Annotated in this window: 15 protein-coding genes; 5 read left to right on the top strand and 10 right to left on the bottom strand. The window is 66.9% G+C overall.

From position 1 onward, the window contains the following. The first annotated feature begins 25 nt into the window (after nt 1–25). Complete coding sequence (locus A5790_RS18540) at nt 26–844, top strand: enoyl-CoA hydratase (RefSeq protein WP_066847463.1); 819 nt, start codon at nt 26–28, stop codon at nt 842–844. Between the two features lie 153 nt (nt 845–997). Then, nucleotides 998–2,245 carry a tetracycline efflux MFS transporter Tet(V) gene (gene tet(V), locus A5790_RS18535; protein ID WP_197696831.1) on the top strand — a complete coding sequence of 416 codons (1,248 nt, stop codon included), beginning with the start codon at nt 998–1,000 and terminating at the stop codon, nt 2,243–2,245. A gap of 1 nt (nt 2,246) precedes the next feature. Here the strand turns inward: tet(V) and A5790_RS18530 are convergent, their stop codons facing one another. The 3 genes from A5790_RS18530 to A5790_RS18520 are packed head-to-tail and all read right to left on the bottom strand — an operon-like array spanning nt 2,247 to nt 4,685. Continuing rightward, on the bottom strand, nt 2,247–2,939 hold the full coding sequence (locus A5790_RS18530; RefSeq protein ID WP_369829799.1) for a lysostaphin resistance A-like protein: 693 nt from the start codon (nt 2,937–2,939) through the stop codon (nt 2,247–2,249). A gap of 26 nt (nt 2,940–2,965) precedes the next feature. Beyond that, nucleotides 2,966–4,114, bottom strand: a complete 1,149-nt coding sequence (locus tag A5790_RS18525; protein ID WP_066847457.1) for an NAD(P)H-binding protein — start codon at nt 4,112–4,114, stop codon at nt 2,966–2,968. Nucleotides 4,115–4,160: 46 nt separating this feature from the next. Further along, nucleotides 4,161–4,685, bottom strand: a complete 525-nt coding sequence (locus A5790_RS18520; protein WP_066847455.1) for a gamma carbonic anhydrase family protein — start codon at nt 4,683–4,685, stop codon at nt 4,161–4,163. A 172-nt stretch (nt 4,686–4,857) separates the two neighbouring features. On the opposite strand from A5790_RS18520, the gene A5790_RS18515 reads away from it, so the two are divergent. After that, nucleotides 4,858–5,619, top strand: a complete 762-nt coding sequence (locus tag A5790_RS18515; protein WP_066847453.1) for a fasciclin domain-containing protein — start codon at nt 4,858–4,860, stop codon at nt 5,617–5,619. A 126-nt stretch (nt 5,620–5,745) separates the two neighbouring features. Here the strand turns inward: A5790_RS18515 and A5790_RS18510 are convergent, their stop codons facing one another. From A5790_RS18510 to A5790_RS18500, 3 genes are read right to left on the bottom strand one after another with little or no spacing between them, the layout of a single operon-like run. Beyond that, on the bottom strand, nt 5,746–6,888 hold the full coding sequence (locus tag A5790_RS18510) for an acyl-CoA dehydrogenase family protein (RefSeq protein WP_064397639.1): 1,143 nt from the start codon (nt 6,886–6,888) through the stop codon (nt 5,746–5,748). 38 nt (nt 6,889–6,926) lie between these two features. Beyond that, nucleotides 6,927–7,724, bottom strand: a complete 798-nt coding sequence (locus A5790_RS18505) for a crotonase/enoyl-CoA hydratase family protein (protein ID WP_066847449.1) — start codon at nt 7,722–7,724, stop codon at nt 6,927–6,929. Further along, nucleotides 7,721–8,878: a thiolase family protein gene (locus A5790_RS18500; protein WP_066847446.1), complete on the bottom strand. Its 1,158-nt coding sequence runs from the start codon at nt 8,876–8,878 to the stop codon at nt 7,721–7,723. The genes A5790_RS18505 and A5790_RS18500 overlap by 4 nt, the downstream gene beginning before the upstream one ends. A 315-nt stretch (nt 8,879–9,193) precedes the next feature. Here A5790_RS18500 and A5790_RS18495 point away from each other — a divergent pair, with 315 nt between their 5' ends. After that, nucleotides 9,194–9,985: a FadR/GntR family transcriptional regulator gene (locus tag A5790_RS18495; RefSeq protein ID WP_066847444.1), complete on the top strand. Its 792-nt coding sequence runs from the start codon at nt 9,194–9,196 to the stop codon at nt 9,983–9,985. Here A5790_RS18495 and A5790_RS18490 read toward each other — a convergent pair. Beyond that, nucleotides 9,982–11,724: a DUF3556 domain-containing protein gene (locus A5790_RS18490; protein ID WP_066847436.1), complete on the bottom strand. Its 1,743-nt coding sequence runs from the start codon at nt 11,722–11,724 to the stop codon at nt 9,982–9,984. The genes A5790_RS18495 and A5790_RS18490 overlap by 4 nt on opposite strands. A gap of 59 nt (nt 11,725–11,783) precedes the next feature. Next, on the bottom strand, nt 11,784–12,305 hold the full coding sequence (locus A5790_RS18485; RefSeq protein WP_064397629.1) for a DoxX family protein: 522 nt from the start codon (nt 12,303–12,305) through the stop codon (nt 11,784–11,786). Between the two features lie 251 nt (nt 12,306–12,556). On the opposite strand from A5790_RS18485, the gene A5790_RS18480 reads away from it, so the two are divergent. Continuing rightward, nucleotides 12,557–14,056 (top strand): HNH endonuclease signature motif containing protein, encoded by a 1,500-nt coding sequence (locus A5790_RS18480; protein ID WP_066847433.1) that lies wholly within the window; start codon nt 12,557–12,559, stop codon nt 14,054–14,056. Here A5790_RS18480 and A5790_RS18475 read toward each other — a convergent pair. Both A5790_RS18475 and A5790_RS18470 read right to left on the bottom strand, forming a co-directional pair. Continuing rightward, nucleotides 14,053–15,321 carry a DUF1298 domain-containing protein gene (locus tag A5790_RS18475; RefSeq protein WP_066847430.1) on the bottom strand — a complete coding sequence of 423 codons (1,269 nt, stop codon included), beginning with the start codon at nt 15,319–15,321 and terminating at the stop codon, nt 14,053–14,055. The two genes, A5790_RS18480 and A5790_RS18475, sit on opposite strands and share 4 nt — an antisense overlap. 10 nt (nt 15,322–15,331) lie before the next feature. Beyond that, a complete protein-coding gene (locus A5790_RS18470) occupies nt 15,332–16,240 on the bottom strand; it encodes an alpha/beta fold hydrolase (RefSeq protein WP_066847428.1) in 909 nt (302 codons plus the stop codon). Between the last annotated feature and the right edge of the window lie 5 nt (nt 16,241–16,245).

Below are 16,245 nucleotides of genomic sequence, written 5' to 3'. Positions count from 1 at the left end.
GTCGTCCGGTTCTAGGGTGCAGTGCATGACAACCCTCGATTCGGGCGCTCCCACATACACCGGTATCGACGCTCTGAGGGTCGACCTCGCCGACGGTGTGCTTTCGGTGACGCTGAATCGGCCCGACAGCCTCAACTCGCTGAACCGGGCGATGCTGGCCGGTATCGCCGAAACCCTCCAGACGGCTGCCACCGATCGGCGGGTCAAGGTGGTGCGGCTCGGCGGTGCGGGCCGTGGCTTCTGCTCAGGCGCCGGCATCGGAGACGACGACCAGGCGCAGAAGGAGGTCGACGGGCCGGCCTCGGTGCTCGACGCCGCCAACGACGCGGTCCGCGCGATCGTCAACCTGCCCCAACCCGTTGTCGCGGCGGTGCACGGTGCGGCGGCAGGTGTCGGCGTCTCGCTGGCACTGGCCTCCGACGTCGTATTGGCTTCGGACAATGCGTATTTCATGCTGGCGTTCACCAAGATCGGACTGATGCCCGACGGCGGGGCCTCGGCGCTGGTGGCCGCGGCGGTGGGGCGCACCCGTGCGGCCCGGATGGCGCTGCTTGCCGAAAAGGTCTCGGCGCGTGAGGCATTCGAGTGGGGTCTGGCGGCCGCGGTCTATCCGGCCGATGAGTTCGACGCCCAGGTCGACAAGGTGCTCACCTCGTTGAAGTCGGGACCGGCGGTGGCGCTGCGCAAGACCAAGCACGCGATCAACGCGGCAACGCTCACCGAGTTCGAGCCCGCGCTAGGACGGGAACGCGAAGGTCAGTTGACGCTGCTGACCTCGCCGGACTTCATCGAGGGCATCACGGCGTTTCAGCAGCGCCGCAAGGCCAACTTCTCCGACTTCTAACCTTCTACTGCCGCGACCGACCGTGTCTGCACCGCGACACGCGGCGTTCGGGCGTACAAAAGCGGTCGCTCGCACGAAGAAAATCGGTGGACTCGGCGCCTACGCGTCGGCAACCATCGACAGGTGAGTACGCAATTCGAGATCCAACAGCCGGTGCGCAACACCGGTGGTTGGCGCGTACTCGCACCGTTCCGCAACCGCGAGTACCGCCTGCTGATCGCCGCGGTGACCTTGTCGATCTTCGCCGACGGCATGTTCGCGGTGGTACTGGCCATGCAGGTCATCGACCTGAACAACGACCCTGTATCGCTGTCGATCGTGACGACCTGTTTCGGCGGCGCGCTCGTCGCGTTCGTGTTGGTAGGCGGGATCGCCGCGGACCGATTCCCTCAACGCGCGATCATCATCGCGGTCGAGACAGTCAACGTACTCGCCTCGACCGCCGTCGCGGTGCTGGGGATGCTTGGCGCACTGCAGATCTGGCACCTGGCGGTGGGCGCGGCGGCCCTCGGCACAGCAGCGGCCTTCTTCTTCCCCGCCTACAGTGCGATCCTTCCGCGCATCCTGCCGCCCGAGCAGCTGCTCGCGGCCAACGGTGTGGAGGGTGTGGTGCGCCCGGTGTTCCAGCGCGCGATCGGCCCGGCCGCCGCCGGCGTGATCGTCGGCGCGACGTTCCCCGCACTGGGCGCGGTGGCGGTGGCCGCCCTGTTCGCCGTCGGCCTGGTGTTGCTCATCGCGACCCGGCCGGCACTGAAACCACCTGCGCCACAGGAGCACACACATGTGCTGCGCGATCTTCGCGATGGCTTCGTGTTCGTTCTCGGCACACCGTGGCTGTTGTGGACGCTGCTGTTCGCGAGCATCTTCGTGCTGGTCGTCCTGGGACCGATCGAGGTGCTGCTGCCGTTCATCGCCAAGGACCGCTTCGCCGACGGCGCGCGGATGTACGGATTCATCCTGGCGTTCTTCGGGCTCGGCAGCGCGCTCGGGGCACTCACCGTGTCGTCGGGCCGTATGCCGCGCCGGTATCTGTCGGTGATGATGGCGATGTGGGGTCTCGGCGCCATCCCGCTGATCGTGTTCGGCTTCACCTCGTCGTTCATGGTGATGGCGGTCGCGACCTTCGTCATCGGGTTCACCGACGGCACCGGAATGGTCATCTGGGGCACCCTGCTGCAGCGACGAGTGCCGACGGCGATGCTGGGCCGCGTGTCGAGCCTGGACTTCTTCGTCTCGCTGGCGTTCATGCCGGTGTCGTTCGCGATCGTCGGACCGCTGTCGAAAGTCGTTTCGACACAGACGATTTTCCTCGTCGCGGGTACCGTTCCCGTGCTGGTCGCCGCGGTCGCGGTGTGGGCGGCCGGGATGCGTCGCGACGAGCTGGCCCACCCGCTGCGCTGATTCAGACGCCGAAGATCGGCGGCAGCGCGAGCACCATGACCAGACCCCAGAAGAAGTGGGTCAGCATCGGTGCGAGTATGCCGCCGGTCATCCGGCGCTCGAACGCGCAGATCGTGCCCAGGATGATCGCGGCGAAGCCGAGCATCGGGTTGCCGGTGGTGGCCGCGGTGGCGATGACGTAGAAGATCGTCGAGATCAGTATCGGCTTCATCGTGCCCAACGCCGTGTAGAGCGCGCCGCGGAAGAACATCTCCTCGGCCAGCCCGTTGATCACGGTGATGAACGTCACCAGGACCAAGGGTCCGTAGTTGGCGTATTCCAGTACGCGAGTGATGTATTCGCTTATACCGGGGATCTCGCGCGCGATCAGGCCGCCGATGACGAACACCGCGCCCAGCGCCAAACCCACTGCGGTGCCGGTGATCACGGGCCGTTGATTGCGGCCGCGGAAGCGGATGCATCCCATGTGCAGCGGGCCGGACAGGAAAGCGCCCAGCGCCCACACCCCGGCCAGGGCCAACGTCAGCCAGTAGAACGACGAGTCACCCGGCGGGCGGGTCAGCGAATAGCCGAGCAGGGCGGCGCCGATGACGAGCACGACCGCGACGACGATGCGCCTGCGCCGTATGACGCTGGGTGGTTCGTGATGCGGAACGGGGCACGCGCTGACGATCTCGCGGATCTCCAGAAGCAGGCCGGGGCGCGTCTGCGTCTCCTCCGTCACGTCAGATCGACCTTAGGCACGAAATGCAGCAGCGTGTCCACCCCCGTGCGCACCGCCCCGGCGACGGGTCCGGGCACCCCGCCGATGAGCCCGAGCGCGGGCCGGACGACGGACGGTGTGACCGCACCGGCCACCTGTTGCAGACGAAGTGTGTCCCCACCCGCCCAGCCGGGGTCGGTGTCGGCGAGGTGGTGTGGGTCGGTGAGCTCGTCGACGGGTCGACGCCGACGGCTCGCCAGCGCCCGCGTGATCGCCTCCTCGACGCCGATCAGCCCGGCAGGCGGGTCCGGCACGAACTCGCGCAGCCGGGTGTCAGAAGCCGTCATCGGATGGTCCAGCGACTGCACCAGGTCGGCGGCGAGTCCGCCCGGCACCGGCAGCACCACCCCCGTCACCCACGAGACGAGACCGGTGTCGACGCCGTTGACCGGCAGCTCGGCCCGCCACTTTCCGGCGATTCGCGCATACGTGCGCAGCAGGTCGGCATACGACGTGGTTTCCGGGCCGGTGATGTCGTACGCGCCGGCGGGCACACGCTCGCTGTCGGCGGCGGCGACGAGGTAGTGCAGCACATCGCAGATCGAGATCGGGTCGATCGGGTTCACCGACCACGACGGCATCGGGATGACCAGGAACCGATCACCCACGTAGCGCAGCATCTCGAACGACGTCGACCCCGCGCCGATGATGATGGCCGCACCGAGCCACACCACGTCCGGTCCGCCGTCGACGTGCAACGCCTCGGCGACTTCGGCGCGGCTCGCGAGGTGTTCGGACAGCTCGTCACCGTCGGGCACGAACCCGCCGAGGTACACGATGCGACGCACCCCGGCGTCCTTGGCGGCCCTCGCCACGTTGGTCGCCGCGCGGTTGTCGGCCTCGCGGAAATCGGGCTGCCCGATGCCGTGTACGAGGTAGTAGACGACGTCGATCGGGCCGGCGTCGGCGAACGCCGACCGCGCCGAGGCTTCGTCGTGGGCGTCCAACGCGACGGCGTCGACGCGGTCCTGCCACCCGAACTCGGCCAGCCGGTCGGGATTTCGGCTGGCCGCGACCACCTCGTGGCCCTCGGCGAGCAGTTCGTTGACGAGCCGGGAGCCGACGTAACCGGTCGCGCCGGTCACCAGAGTGCGAACACGTTTCACGGTAGGGCCTGTACCCGGATCGGAGCCGGGGGAATCCCGGGAGGATCTAGGCCTTCGCGTCTCGGTGCAGATCGATCAGATGCTGGTACACCTGCGCGTTGTATCGGTTGTGATTGACCTCTGCGTCACTGAGGTCCCTTCGCACCTTGCCCGGAACCCCGGCGACGAGAGTCCGCGGCGGCACCACGAAACCCTGCGGCACGACCGCACCCGCGGCAATCAACGCGCCCTGTCCCACCGTCGCGCCGTTGAGGATGACCGCCCCCATGCCGATGAGCGCCCCGTCCTCGATGACACAGCCGTGCAGTACGGCGTTGTGGCCGACGCTGACCTCTTCGCCGATGCAGACCGGGAACTCCGGGTCGACGTGGACCGTCACCCCGTCCTGGATGTTTGTCCCGAAGCCGACCTCGATGGGCTCAGCCTCGGCCCGCAACGTGGCGCCGTACCAGACGCTGGCCCGCGCCGCGAGCGTCACGTCACCGATCAGGCTCGCGTTGGGCGCCGCCCACGCCTCGGCATGCAGCGACGGCGTGCGACCACGGATGGGAACGATCAGCGGCTCAGGCATGCGGCTCATCGTATGCATCGGCCTTTCACCGCCGTTCGGGGCACTATGTGGGCAGATTGACAAAGCCCAGGTCAGATGGGCCACAGCAGGTGTTTGGCGAGGTGGCGACTTTGGCAGGCACGCAGCACTGCCTCTAACATGCCTTTCGACCTGTCTAGCTGAGGAGCCGTAAGTGAAGACTCGCACCAGCAAAGCCCTTGGTGCCACTGCCGGGATCGCCGCGATCGCCTTTTCGGTGCCGCTGGCCGTGACCGCATACGCCGATCCGCCCGCGCCCGCACCCGAGCAACCGGCCGAGCCGACCACGACTGCGGTGGTCGAGATCCCGAATCCCGAGGGGAAGGGCTGTGACGCCTTCAAGGAGGCGGTGCCCGACTGGAAGGCGCTGAACAACCTGCCCGTGGGCCAGGCGCTGCAAGCCATCCCGGAGGCCAGCACCTTCTACTCCGCGATCTCGGGTGGGTTCAATCCCGCCGTGAACGTGGTGCCCGTGCTGGAGAACGGCCCGTACGTGGTCTTCGTGCCGACGAACGAGGCGTTCGCCGCGCTTCCGCCCGCGCAGTTGGACGCGTTGAAGGCCGACCCCGCCGCGCTGACGGACTTCGACTACTACCACGTGTTCCTCGGGTTGCTCGGACCCAAGGACGTCAAGGGTCAGCGGCCCACCCAGCAGGGTGCCGAGATCAAGGTGACCGGTGAGAACGCCGACGTGACGATCAACGAAACCGCCAAGGTGGTCTGCGGTGGCATTCAGGCGGCGAACGCCCGGATCTACTTGATCGACGCGGTGCTCGATCCGGCCAACGCGCCGGCGGCCGTGACGCCGTCCGCGACGTCGACCAGCGAGACGACGACCACCACGACGACGACCGAGACCACCGAGCCGGCCCCGCCGGTGGAGCCGATGCCAGCAGGCGACGCTCCGATCGGCTGATCTCGCCCGCACACGCGAAAGCCCCCGAAACTCCGTTGTTTCGGGGGCTTTGGCGTTGGGGGCGGCGCTAGAGCCGGCTAGACGCCACGCCGGCGAGCCGGACTAGACGCCACGCCGGCGGGCCGGCTAGACACCCAAGTCGCGGCCGATGATCTCCTTCATGATCTCGGTGGTGCCACCGAAGATCGTCTGGATCCGCCCGTCGACGTAAGCGCGCGCGACGCGGTACTCCATCATGTAGCCGTATCCGCCGTGCAGCTGTACGCACTGGTCGACGACCTTCTTTGCCACCTCGGTGGCCCACCACTTGGCCTTGGCCGCCTCGACCGCGGTCAGCTCACCGTCGACCACACCCTGTAGGCAGCGGTCGATGTAGTTTTCGGTGACCTCCAGCTCGGTCTCCATCTCGGCGAGTAGGAAGCGATTGTGCTGGAAGCTGCCGATCGGCTGGCCGAATGCCTTGCGGTCCTTGGCGTATTGCAGCGTCTCGTCGAAGACCCCGCGGGCTCCGGCGATGGCCGAGATCGCGATGCCCAACCGCTCTGAGGGCAGGTTGGTCATCAGGTGGTAGAAGCCGCGACCCTCCTTGCCAAGCAGGTTGGCGTTGGGCACCCGCACGTTCTCGAAGTGCAGCTCGGAGGTGTCCTGGCTGTGCAGGCCCATCTTGTCGAGCTTGCGGCCCCTGGTGAAGCCCTCCATGTCGCGCTCCACCACGAACAACGAGAAGCCCTTGTGGCCGGCCTCGGGATCGGTGCGCGCGACGACCACACACAGGTCGCAATTGATGCCCGACGAGATGAATGTCTTGGAGCCGTTGATGATCCAATCGTCACCGTCGCGCACCGCGGAGGTGCGGATACCGGCCAGATCGCTACCGGCGCCCGGCTCGGTCATCGCGATCGCGATGATCAGCTCACCGCTGGTGATGCCCGGCAACCAGCGCTTCTTCTGCTCGTCGTTGGCCAGCTCCTTGAAATACGGGCCCACGACGTCGTTGTGCAGGCTCAACGCCGGTCCATGCACGCCGGACCTAGCGGTCTCCTCATCGATGATCGCGTTGAACCGGAAGTCATCTGAGCCGCCGCCGCCGTATTCCTCGGGCATGTTGAACCCGATGAGGCCGTACTTGCCTGCCGCGGTGTACGCCGACCGGTCGACGATGCGCTCGGTCTCCCACTTCTCCTGGTTGGGTACGAGCTCGCGCTCGATGTACTCCCTGACGGTCTCGCGGAACGCCTCGTGTTCGGCGTCGTAAATCGTTCTCTTCATATGCTTTCTCTTCCTCGCGCAAGCGCTCGTCAGCGTGCTTACTTGGCCTTCCAAACAGGCTGGCGCTTCTCGGCGAATGCCAGCGGTCCTTCTTTGGCGTCCTCTGAGCGGAGCACCGTCGAGATCTCACGCATGGTCCTCGACCATCCGCCCTCGTCACCGGCGATGACGCCGTCGTCGACACCCATCGCGACCCGCTTGCTCGCCCAAACCGCAAGCGGCGCATTGCTGGTGATGCGTTCGGCGAGCTCGAATGCGGCCTCGACCGCGGTGCCGTCGGAGACCACCCGGTTGATCAGACCCCACTTCAGGGCATCGGCCGACGACATCGGCTCACCCGTGAACAGCAGCTCCATCGCGACCTTGCGCGGCAGGTGGTCGACGATGCGGAACACCCCGCCCGCGGCGGCGATGAGGCCCCGCTTGACTTCGGGCAGACCGAATTTGGCGCGCTCTTCGGCGATCACCAGATCGCTGGCGAGCGCGAGTTCGGTGCCTCCGCCCAGCGCAGTGCCGTTGACCGCGGCGATGGTCGGCTTGTCGATGTAGTGCCGCACGTAACCGGCAAAGCCCCACTCGGCGTGTTCCGGGTGGAACAGGTTCTCCCGCCGTGAGATGGCCTTGAGATCGGCTCCGGCACAGAAGGATTCCCCGGCACCGGTGATCACCACCGCGCGCACCTCGGGGTCGTCCTGCGCCTGCTGCAGCGCATCGCCGACCGCTGTGCTGACCGCGCTGTTGACGGCGTTGCGCGCCTCGGGCCGATTGATCGTGATGAGCATGACGTTCCCGCGGCGCTCGGTCAGCGCCGCGGGTGCCGTCACAGCTTCCGTCACAGCAGCTCGAGGATGGTGGCGTTGGCCTGCCCGCCACCCTCGCACATGGTCTGCAGACCGTACTGAATACCGTTGTCCCGCATGTGGTAGAGCATCGTGGTCATGATGCGCGCACCGGAGCCGCCCAGCGGGTGGCCGAGCGCGATCGCACCGCCGTTGGGGTTGAGCTTCTTCTCGTCGGCGCCGATGTCCTTCAACCACGCCATCGGCACGGGCGCGAACGCCTCGTTGACCTCGAACACACCGATGTCCGACAGCTGCAGGCCCGACTTCTTCAGCGCCTTCTGAGTGGCAGGGATCGGCGCGGTCAGCATGATGACCGGATCGGATCCGGCCAGCACCGCGGTGTGCACCTTGGCGATCGGCTTGAGGCCCAACGACTTCGCCTTCTCCGCACTCATGAACAGCAGCGCCGCCGAACCGTCGGAGATCTGGCTGGAGTTGCCGGCGTGGATGACGCCGTCCTCCTTGAACGCCGGCTTCAACTGAGCCATCTTCTCGATCGGCGTGCCGCGGCGGATGCCCTCGTCCTTGAGCACGACGCTCTCATTGCCGTCCTCGTCCTTGGCCTTGATGCCGACGATCTGGTCGTCGAACGCACCGGAATCCTGGGCAGCGGCAGCCTTCTCGTGCGAGTCGAGAGAGAACTGGTCGAGCGTGGTGCGGTCGAAGCCCCACTGCTCGGCGATCATCTCGGCGCCGATGCCCTGGTTCGGGGTCTGGCTGTAGCGGTTGCGGAACGCCTCGGGGTAGGGATGACCGCCGTTGGCCAGCGACGAGCCCATCGGAACACGCGACATCACCTCGACGCCACCGGCGACGACGACGTCGTAGTGACCGGCGACCACGCCCGCGGCTGCGAAGTGCACCGACTGCTGGCTCGAACCGCACTGGCGGTCGACGGTCACACCGGGCACGGTCTCGGGCCAGCCGGCCGCCAGCACGGCGGTGCGGGCGATGTCGAGCGCCTGCTCGCCTGCCTGCATGACACATCCCCAGATCACGTCGTCGACCAGGGCGGGATCCACGCCGGCGCGCTCGACGAGGCCGTTGAGCACCTGGGCCGACAGGTCACCGGGGTGAACCCCCGACAGCCCGCCGTTGCGCTTGCCGACGGGCGACCGTACTGCCTCGACGATGACGGCTTCAGCCATGACGCTTCTCCTTCGAAGTTCGGTGATTGACCCACACACGCAGGGGTCCACCCCCGAACGTAAACGAACAAGGTTTACTAGGTCAACCTACTGGTTGGTGGGCATGGTGGGGGCAGATGGCCGACGGGGCAATTCTGCGAGTGCGCGGACGTCGAGAAGGTTCGGCCTGCCTGGTCATTCGGGATAAGGTTCACATCCGTCCCGGCCGCGACCGTGACGGCGCCGCCGCGAGTCGCATTGCTCGAAGTATCCACTACACATGGTTTACTGAGTTGTACAGCTGGCCGCTCGGTCAGCCGCAACGTGGGAGTGGGAGTGGCTCGAAGTACACCGCTGGCGCCGATGATCGGCCCGGACGGCGTCGGCGCCGGAACGACGGTGCGGTCACCGAAGACCGCCGAACTCGTCGCCGGAACGCTGCGCCGCATGGTGGTCGACGGCCAACTCAAGGACGGCGACTTCCTCCCCAACGAAGCGGAGCTGATGGCCCACTTCGGGGTGAGCCGGCCGACCTTGCGGGAGGCCGTCCGGGTCCTGGAGTCCGAACGCCTCGTCGAGGTGCGGCGCGGGTCGCGCACCGGCGCCCGCGTTCGCGTGCCCGGCCCCGAGATCGTCGCCCGCCCCGCCGGCTTGCTGCTCGAGTTGTCCGGCGTGACGATCGCCGACCTGATGACGGCGCGCGCCGGAATCGAACCGATGGCGGTGCGGCTTCTGGCCGAGTCCGGTTCGGCCGAGGCGTTCGACGAGCTCGACGGCCTGCTCGAAGAGCACGTGCCCTCCGGCTGGCAGAACGACACCCTGGCCGAGACGACGGGCGACTTCCACAGGCGCGTCGTCGAGTTGTCGGGCAACGCGACCCTGTCCATCATCGCCGGCATGCTGCACGAGATCACGGTGCGCCACAACGCATTCCTGTTCAAGGAACGTCGGCCGGTCTCCCGTGCCGACTTCGACAAGTTGATGCGTTCGTACCGGAAGTTGATGCAGCTGTTGAGGTCCGGCGACGGCGCGGCCGCTGAAGCGCATTGGCGCAAGCACCTCGACACCGCGCGGGAACTGCTCTTGCAGGGACTCGAGGATGTCCAGGTCCGCGACGTCATGGGCTAGGGAGCGTCGGCGCTGTCCTTCTGCCACGTGACGTGGACCGGCACCGTGTCGTCCCACGGCTGGCGTGTCACCATGTCGGCGACGCGGATGTAGCCCCGCTCGAATTCCCCTGTCGCGGCGTCGACCAACCGATACTGCTGGGTCTGCCGATGGATCGGCTGCCCGTCGATCAGCACGACGATGATTTCTCCCGGCTCGAAATTGCAGCGCTTCTGCAGGGCCTCGATGAGTTGTTCGTTGTGCATATGGCCGTCGCCGAAGTTCCAGCCGATCGCGGTGCTGCAGATGCGCTCACCGTCGGTCAGCACATAGTCGTCCTCGTTGTGCCCGGCCATCGCCCGGTGGGCGAGGGTGAACATAGCGCGACCGTGAGAGTTGAACGCGCGGAAGGCGTATCCCATGTAGAGATACATCTGGGCGGTCTCGGGGCTGCCGTAGTACCGCTCCATCTGCGCCTGCGGCATGCTCGCGATCGAGACGACGTTCTCCTCGATCTTCGCCGAGGCTGACGGTTTCACACACCACAGCCCGGTGTCCCAGTTGCCCGCGTAGTAGCGCATGCCCGGCAGGAAGGACACCTTGCGCGGGAACAGGTTTCCGAGAATCACTGTGCCCGCGACGACGGCGAACAAGACGATCGGCCATGGACTCTGCAGGTCGCCGAGGCCGATGCCCGGATGTCCCACGAAGAGCGCCAGGACCGCGAACATCATGAAGACGTTCCACTCCAGCGGCACGCCCATCGGAATCGAGGACAGGATGCCGAAGTGGAAGACCAGCATCACGAACGCGGCGATGTAGGTCGGCCAGCCCCCGATGGAGAAGAACAGCACCAGCGGGACGAGGCCTTCGATCGCCGTGCTGAAATGCGCCAGCCACCGTGATGCGCGCCCGGGTCGCAGATCGTCCGGAAAGCGTTCGAAGAACTTACGTTTGATCCACTTGGGCCGGAACACCGGGTTGTTGCTCATCATCGTGGAGATGACGAACGGGAAGTGTTTGTTGAGCTTCGACGTCGCTGCGCCGAGCCAGATCGTCAGGCAGACCAGTTTGGCGGCGATGATGATGTCGGGCCCGGCGAACAGGAAGCAGACCGCGAGCGAGGCGTACACCTCGCCGCGGGCAGCCAGGAAGATCACCTTGTCGCGCAGGCCCAGCACGGCCAGAACGCCGAGGATGGCAGCGATCTGCCACACCGGCAACACGCCGACCGTCGTCCCCAGTTCGGGTATCGGTCCGGTCCCGTCGGAGAACAGCGCCACGACGAGCAGCACCAGTAGGGCGGCATAGAGCAACGCGTCGAACGGTGTGCGGTTGTCGCCTTTGGTCAACGGGATCCGGGTCGGCCACGGAGGCAGCCGAATCGTGTTCGGCCGCAACCAGTACAGGATCGAGCCCATCGGTGGGAAGAAGCGGTTGTTGAGTGGTCCGAAGCCGCAGCCGAGGCCGACGACCTCGAACAGCATCGTGTACAGCACGACCTTCTCGAACACGATCGGCTCGTTGTACCAGGAGGCGACGTTGGTGAACCCATCGATCCCCGTGGTGCTGATCGCGATCAGCCATGCGCCGAGGATGTAGAGCAGGATCTTGACGACGTAGAACAGGTGCAGGACCACCGGCGTCCCGAATCCCACCTCGGCCCAGTGCCGGGCCATGGGCACGATCTTCTCGGCGCGGCTGCCCTTACTCCACTCCTCGTAATCGACGACAGGCGCGTCCTGTTTCAAGAACCCCATGGGAACACAGACTAGAACGTGTTCTAGCTATGTAGGTGCGGTATTGCGCCGGGCTGTCGTCAGGCGTCGGTCTTGGCGGGCGGCCGGTAGAAGATCGCCAGCTGACCGATCCCGCCGAGCAGGCCGAGACCCAGCGAGATGACCAGACCCCACCACCCGTGCAGCAGGTCGTAGAAGCTCGTCGAGCTGAACAGCAGGTGGTCGAGGCTGAGCTTGCCCGCGCCGATCGTCGCGATGCCGACGGCGGCGGCGGCGAGCACGAGGTTGTACTCCCAACCTTCCTTGACGATGAAGAAGCCGTTGGCCCGGTGCACGGTCCACGCGGCGACGAGCATGAGCGCCACGAAGCCCGCGGCCGGTATCGGGGTGAGCAGGCCGAGCGCGAGACCGATGCCGGCCGCCATCTCGGTCGTCGCGGCGACTCGGGCGTGGAACTTGCCCGGCTTCATCCCCATGCTGTCGAACCACCCGGCAGTGCCGCTGAGGCCTCCCGGTCCGAAGAACTTGTTGTAGCCGTGGGCGGCCATGGTCAGGCCCAGAACCACGCGCAGGATCAGCACTCCGACGTCGTAGGCAGTCATGCAACAAAATCTAGGCCATGTGTTAAGCCGCTGCCCAGCCCCCTCGCATGATCGAGTGGTCATTACCCCCACGCCGTGCGTGCGTGCCCAGCCCTCCGCGTTCCAGCCGACCTTGTTGGCCCCCGTCGCGTGAACCAGGTATCCCCAACTCTGGGCATCCGCCCGCACGCGGGTTATCCCCAAGTTGGGGTTCATCCCCAGATGCGCGTAGCCGCTGGTTGCGCGACGGCTGGGTCGATAGATTCGATCACATGTTCGAGGGATTGGTGGCCGCCGCCGAAGGCGCCCGGGGTGCGGGTGCGATCGGGGCGTGGGCGCGGGTGGAAAACGCCGCCTGCGCGCGCCGACTGGCCGCGGCCGCCGACGTCCTGGAACGTTTGATCGCCGAAGCCGGGGCCGTCGACCGCGAACAGTGGTGCATCGACAACTGGACCATCGCCGCCGCCGAGGTCGCCGCCGCCCAAGGCGTCTCCCTGGGGGTGGCCTCTCACCAACTACTGCTCGCCGACGACCTACGCCGGCGCCTACCCCAGGTCGCTGGGGTGTTTGCCACCGGGGCCCTCACCTACCGCACCGTGGCCGCAGTGGCCCACCGCAGCCGCCTGGTGCGCGATGCGGGCGCGCTGAGAAAACTCGACACCGAGCTGGCCACCCAACTCTGCGGATGGGCCACCCTGTCCACCGAGAAACTGCACACCGCCATCGACACCTGCGTGGACCGCTACGACCCCGCCGCCGTGCGGCGCACCGAATACGCCGCGCGCGGACGCCACATCGACATCCACAACCCCGCCGACGGATCAGGCGCCGCCACCATCGACGGCACACTGGTGGCCACCTACGCCGACGCCCTCGATGCCCGCCTAGACGCCATGGCCGCCGCGGTCTGCGCCCACGACCCGCGCACCGCCGAACAACGCCGCTCTGATGCCTTGGGCGCCATCGGCCATGGTGCTGAGCGGCTGGCCTGCGCGTGCGGGCGCGCTGACTGCGACGCTGCCGCACCCACCCCCAGCACGGTCGTGGTCCATGTGATCGCGCGCGAAGACTCACTGGGCGATGACACCCCGGCCATGCTCGACGGGCACGTGTCCTACAGCCAAGAGCCCGAACCCGCCGGGCCGGCCGCCATCGACCCGGGCTATCTGATGGGCAAGGGCCTGCTGCCGGCCCCGCTGCTGGCCGGCAAGCTGGCCGCCACCGCCACCCACCAACCCCTCATCCATCCCGGGCAGGCCGGGCCCGAACCGCGCTACCGGCCCTCAGCCAAGCTGGCGTGGTTCGTGCGCTGCCGGGATATGACGTGTCGGTTCCCCGGCTGTGACGTGGCCGCCACCGACTGCGATCTCGACCACACCATCGCCTACCCCGCCGGGCCCACCCAAGCCGCCAACCTCAAATGCTTATGCCGCCAACATCATCTGTTGAAAACCTTCGCCGGCTGGCGCGACAAGCAATACCCCGACGGCAGAGTCGAGTGGACCTCACGCGAGGGCCAGACCTACACCACCCACCCCGGTAGCCGAATGCTGTTTCCCCAACTGTGCCGCCCCACCGCCCCCGCCATCATCGACCACACAGCCGACACCGACAGCGAGGGCGACGCCAGCCAGGCGCGCACCCTGAAAATGCCGCGCCGCAAACAAACCCGCACCCAAGCCCGCCAACAAGCCATCAACGACGAACGCCGCCACAACCAAACCATCGTCGACCAACTCCTAGCCGAACGCAACAAACCCCCACCCTTCTAGGGGTGTTCGGCGGTCAAGGCCGCCTCCAATCTCTCGGCGTAAGAGTCGATGTCGCCGATCGCCGACTCAGCCGCATGCACGCTGACGGCGATGGTGTCTCCGATGCCGTGTACGCCGTGCGTCACGCCCATCATCGGAGACAGCCCCGGAAATCCGGCCGTCAGGACGACGGGCGAACTTCCAAATTGCAAGTCGGCAAGTCCACGGTTCACGCTGGAGACGACGGTGTTCCCGGTGACCGTCGGGGAACGCAGTGTCATATCGAATTTTTCTATGCCATAACGCAATAACGATGCCGGCACCGCAGCGGACGCCCTACCAGACGCAACCATCGCCGGATGGGCGGCCCTGCGCCGGCGTTGCTCCAGGTCCTTGGCAATGCGCGCAGCACGTTCATGGAATGGCAGATCCGGATACAGGTCCACACCCACATTGCCGAAGTGATTGTGGGCGCGCCGCTCGCCCGTCTTCGCCATCGGCACCTCGGCGCCCAGCAGCGATGTGTCATCACCGAACTCCCGCAAGTGCGCGGCCAACGCCTCGGACACCGCGGCCAATGCGCCAGTCGTCACCGTGGGCCCTGGCATCTGTGAACGCCGCATCACCACGGTCCGGATGCTGCGCAAGCCTTCCGGTCGCGCATTGCTCCGCAACGCAGGACGCGAATCCGCCTGCGGCGGAATCAATCCCGCCGACGTATCTCGCACTAACCCACGGTGAGCCCGCGCGGCAGCACAACCGCGCCACGGCAGCCTCGACCCTAGAAACCGCTCTGGCGCCGCAACATTCGGCACGATCTCTCGTCTCCCGAACAGCCACGCAGCCAACGCCGATGACCGCACACCGTCCCCGAGCGCGTGCGCCACCTGCACCGCCGCTACCGTTCCGAGTCCCGCTCCCGGAACATCCTCGACAGCCGGGAAGACGTGGATTCGCCATGCCATGATCCGCGGATCGAGTTGGTCCGAGCTCAACAACCCCGCCACGATCGCCAGGCAGCCCGCCCAACTGGCCCCCGCGGCATGCATCACGAACTGGTTCGGCGAGACGTCCGCGGGCACCCACCGCGGATATGTCAGCGGATTGCCGTCACGCACCCGCAGGCGCAGCTCAGTACAGCCCCGCGCCCGGTCACGGATTCGCGCTAGGGCCGACTCGACATCGGCAACGTCCCCCGCGAAACCGTAGAGCAGAAACTGATCGCTGGGAATCTTCGCCGACATCCAATACGTCTGCGCATCCACCGCAGCCAGTCGTCGCCCCATGTCCCCCAGGCTAAGCGCGCGTCGAGCCGATGAAGTCGACGATGTGCCCCGCGACGGCTTCCGGCTGTTCCAGCTGCAGGAAGTGACCGGCCCGCTCGACGGTGGCGACCTCGCTAGCTTCCGGCAGAACCCGCCGGACCCACCGGGTGTAATCCGCTGAGGCACAACCATCGTCGGTGCCATGCAGGTACAGAGTCGGAAGCTGCGGCGCCGAGAGCCAATGCCGGTGCAGTTCAGCGTACTGCGCGGGCGGCTTGCTGTTGCGCACGGTGGCCCGGTAGTACCCGAGCGCGGCACGCCAGTTCTCGGGCGCACCGATCGCGTCGAGAACGTGGGCGACGTCCTCGGTGGCGTCGTAACCCGGCGACCACTGGCGCCACAACTGGGGCACCACCCACGACGCGGATCGCTCGGGAAGGCCGGGCAATTGGAAGTACATGATGTACCAGCTGCGGAGTAACTGGCGGGGCAACTGCGCGGCGAGCCGGCCCGCATCCGGCGTCTTGCCAAGGGGTCGGAACGCCGCGGCAAACGGCACCGACATGATGACGGCCTTCGAGAACGGGCTGTCGGGCATCGCGGCGAGCCCGGCACCGGCGATCGCTCCCCAGTCATGCCCGATGAGCACGTCGCGGCCCGTCGGTCCGGCCGCGTCGAGCACCCGCAGCGCATCGTCCATCAGCGCGCCGACGTGGTAGCTGCCGTCGGATGCGGTCGACGACGGTGCATAGCCTCGGATGAACGGCGCCACCACCCGCCATCCCGCGTCGACCAACAGCGGTGCGATGTTGCGCCATCCGTGCGCGGTGTCGGGAAAACCGTGCAGACACAGTGCAATCGGCGCACCGACGGTGCCCCAGCTGAGGGCGCGCAGCCGTACGCCCGGCGCATCGACATCGATGAGTTCGGGTTCGGCCACTACGC

It is taken from the genome of Mycobacterium sp. 852002-51152_SCH6134967 (assembly GCF_001667105.1).
Taxonomy (GTDB): domain Bacteria; phylum Actinomycetota; class Actinomycetes; order Mycobacteriales; family Mycobacteriaceae; genus Mycobacterium; species Mycobacterium neumannii_A.
This window is presented reverse-complemented; position numbering and strand designations above follow the sequence as displayed.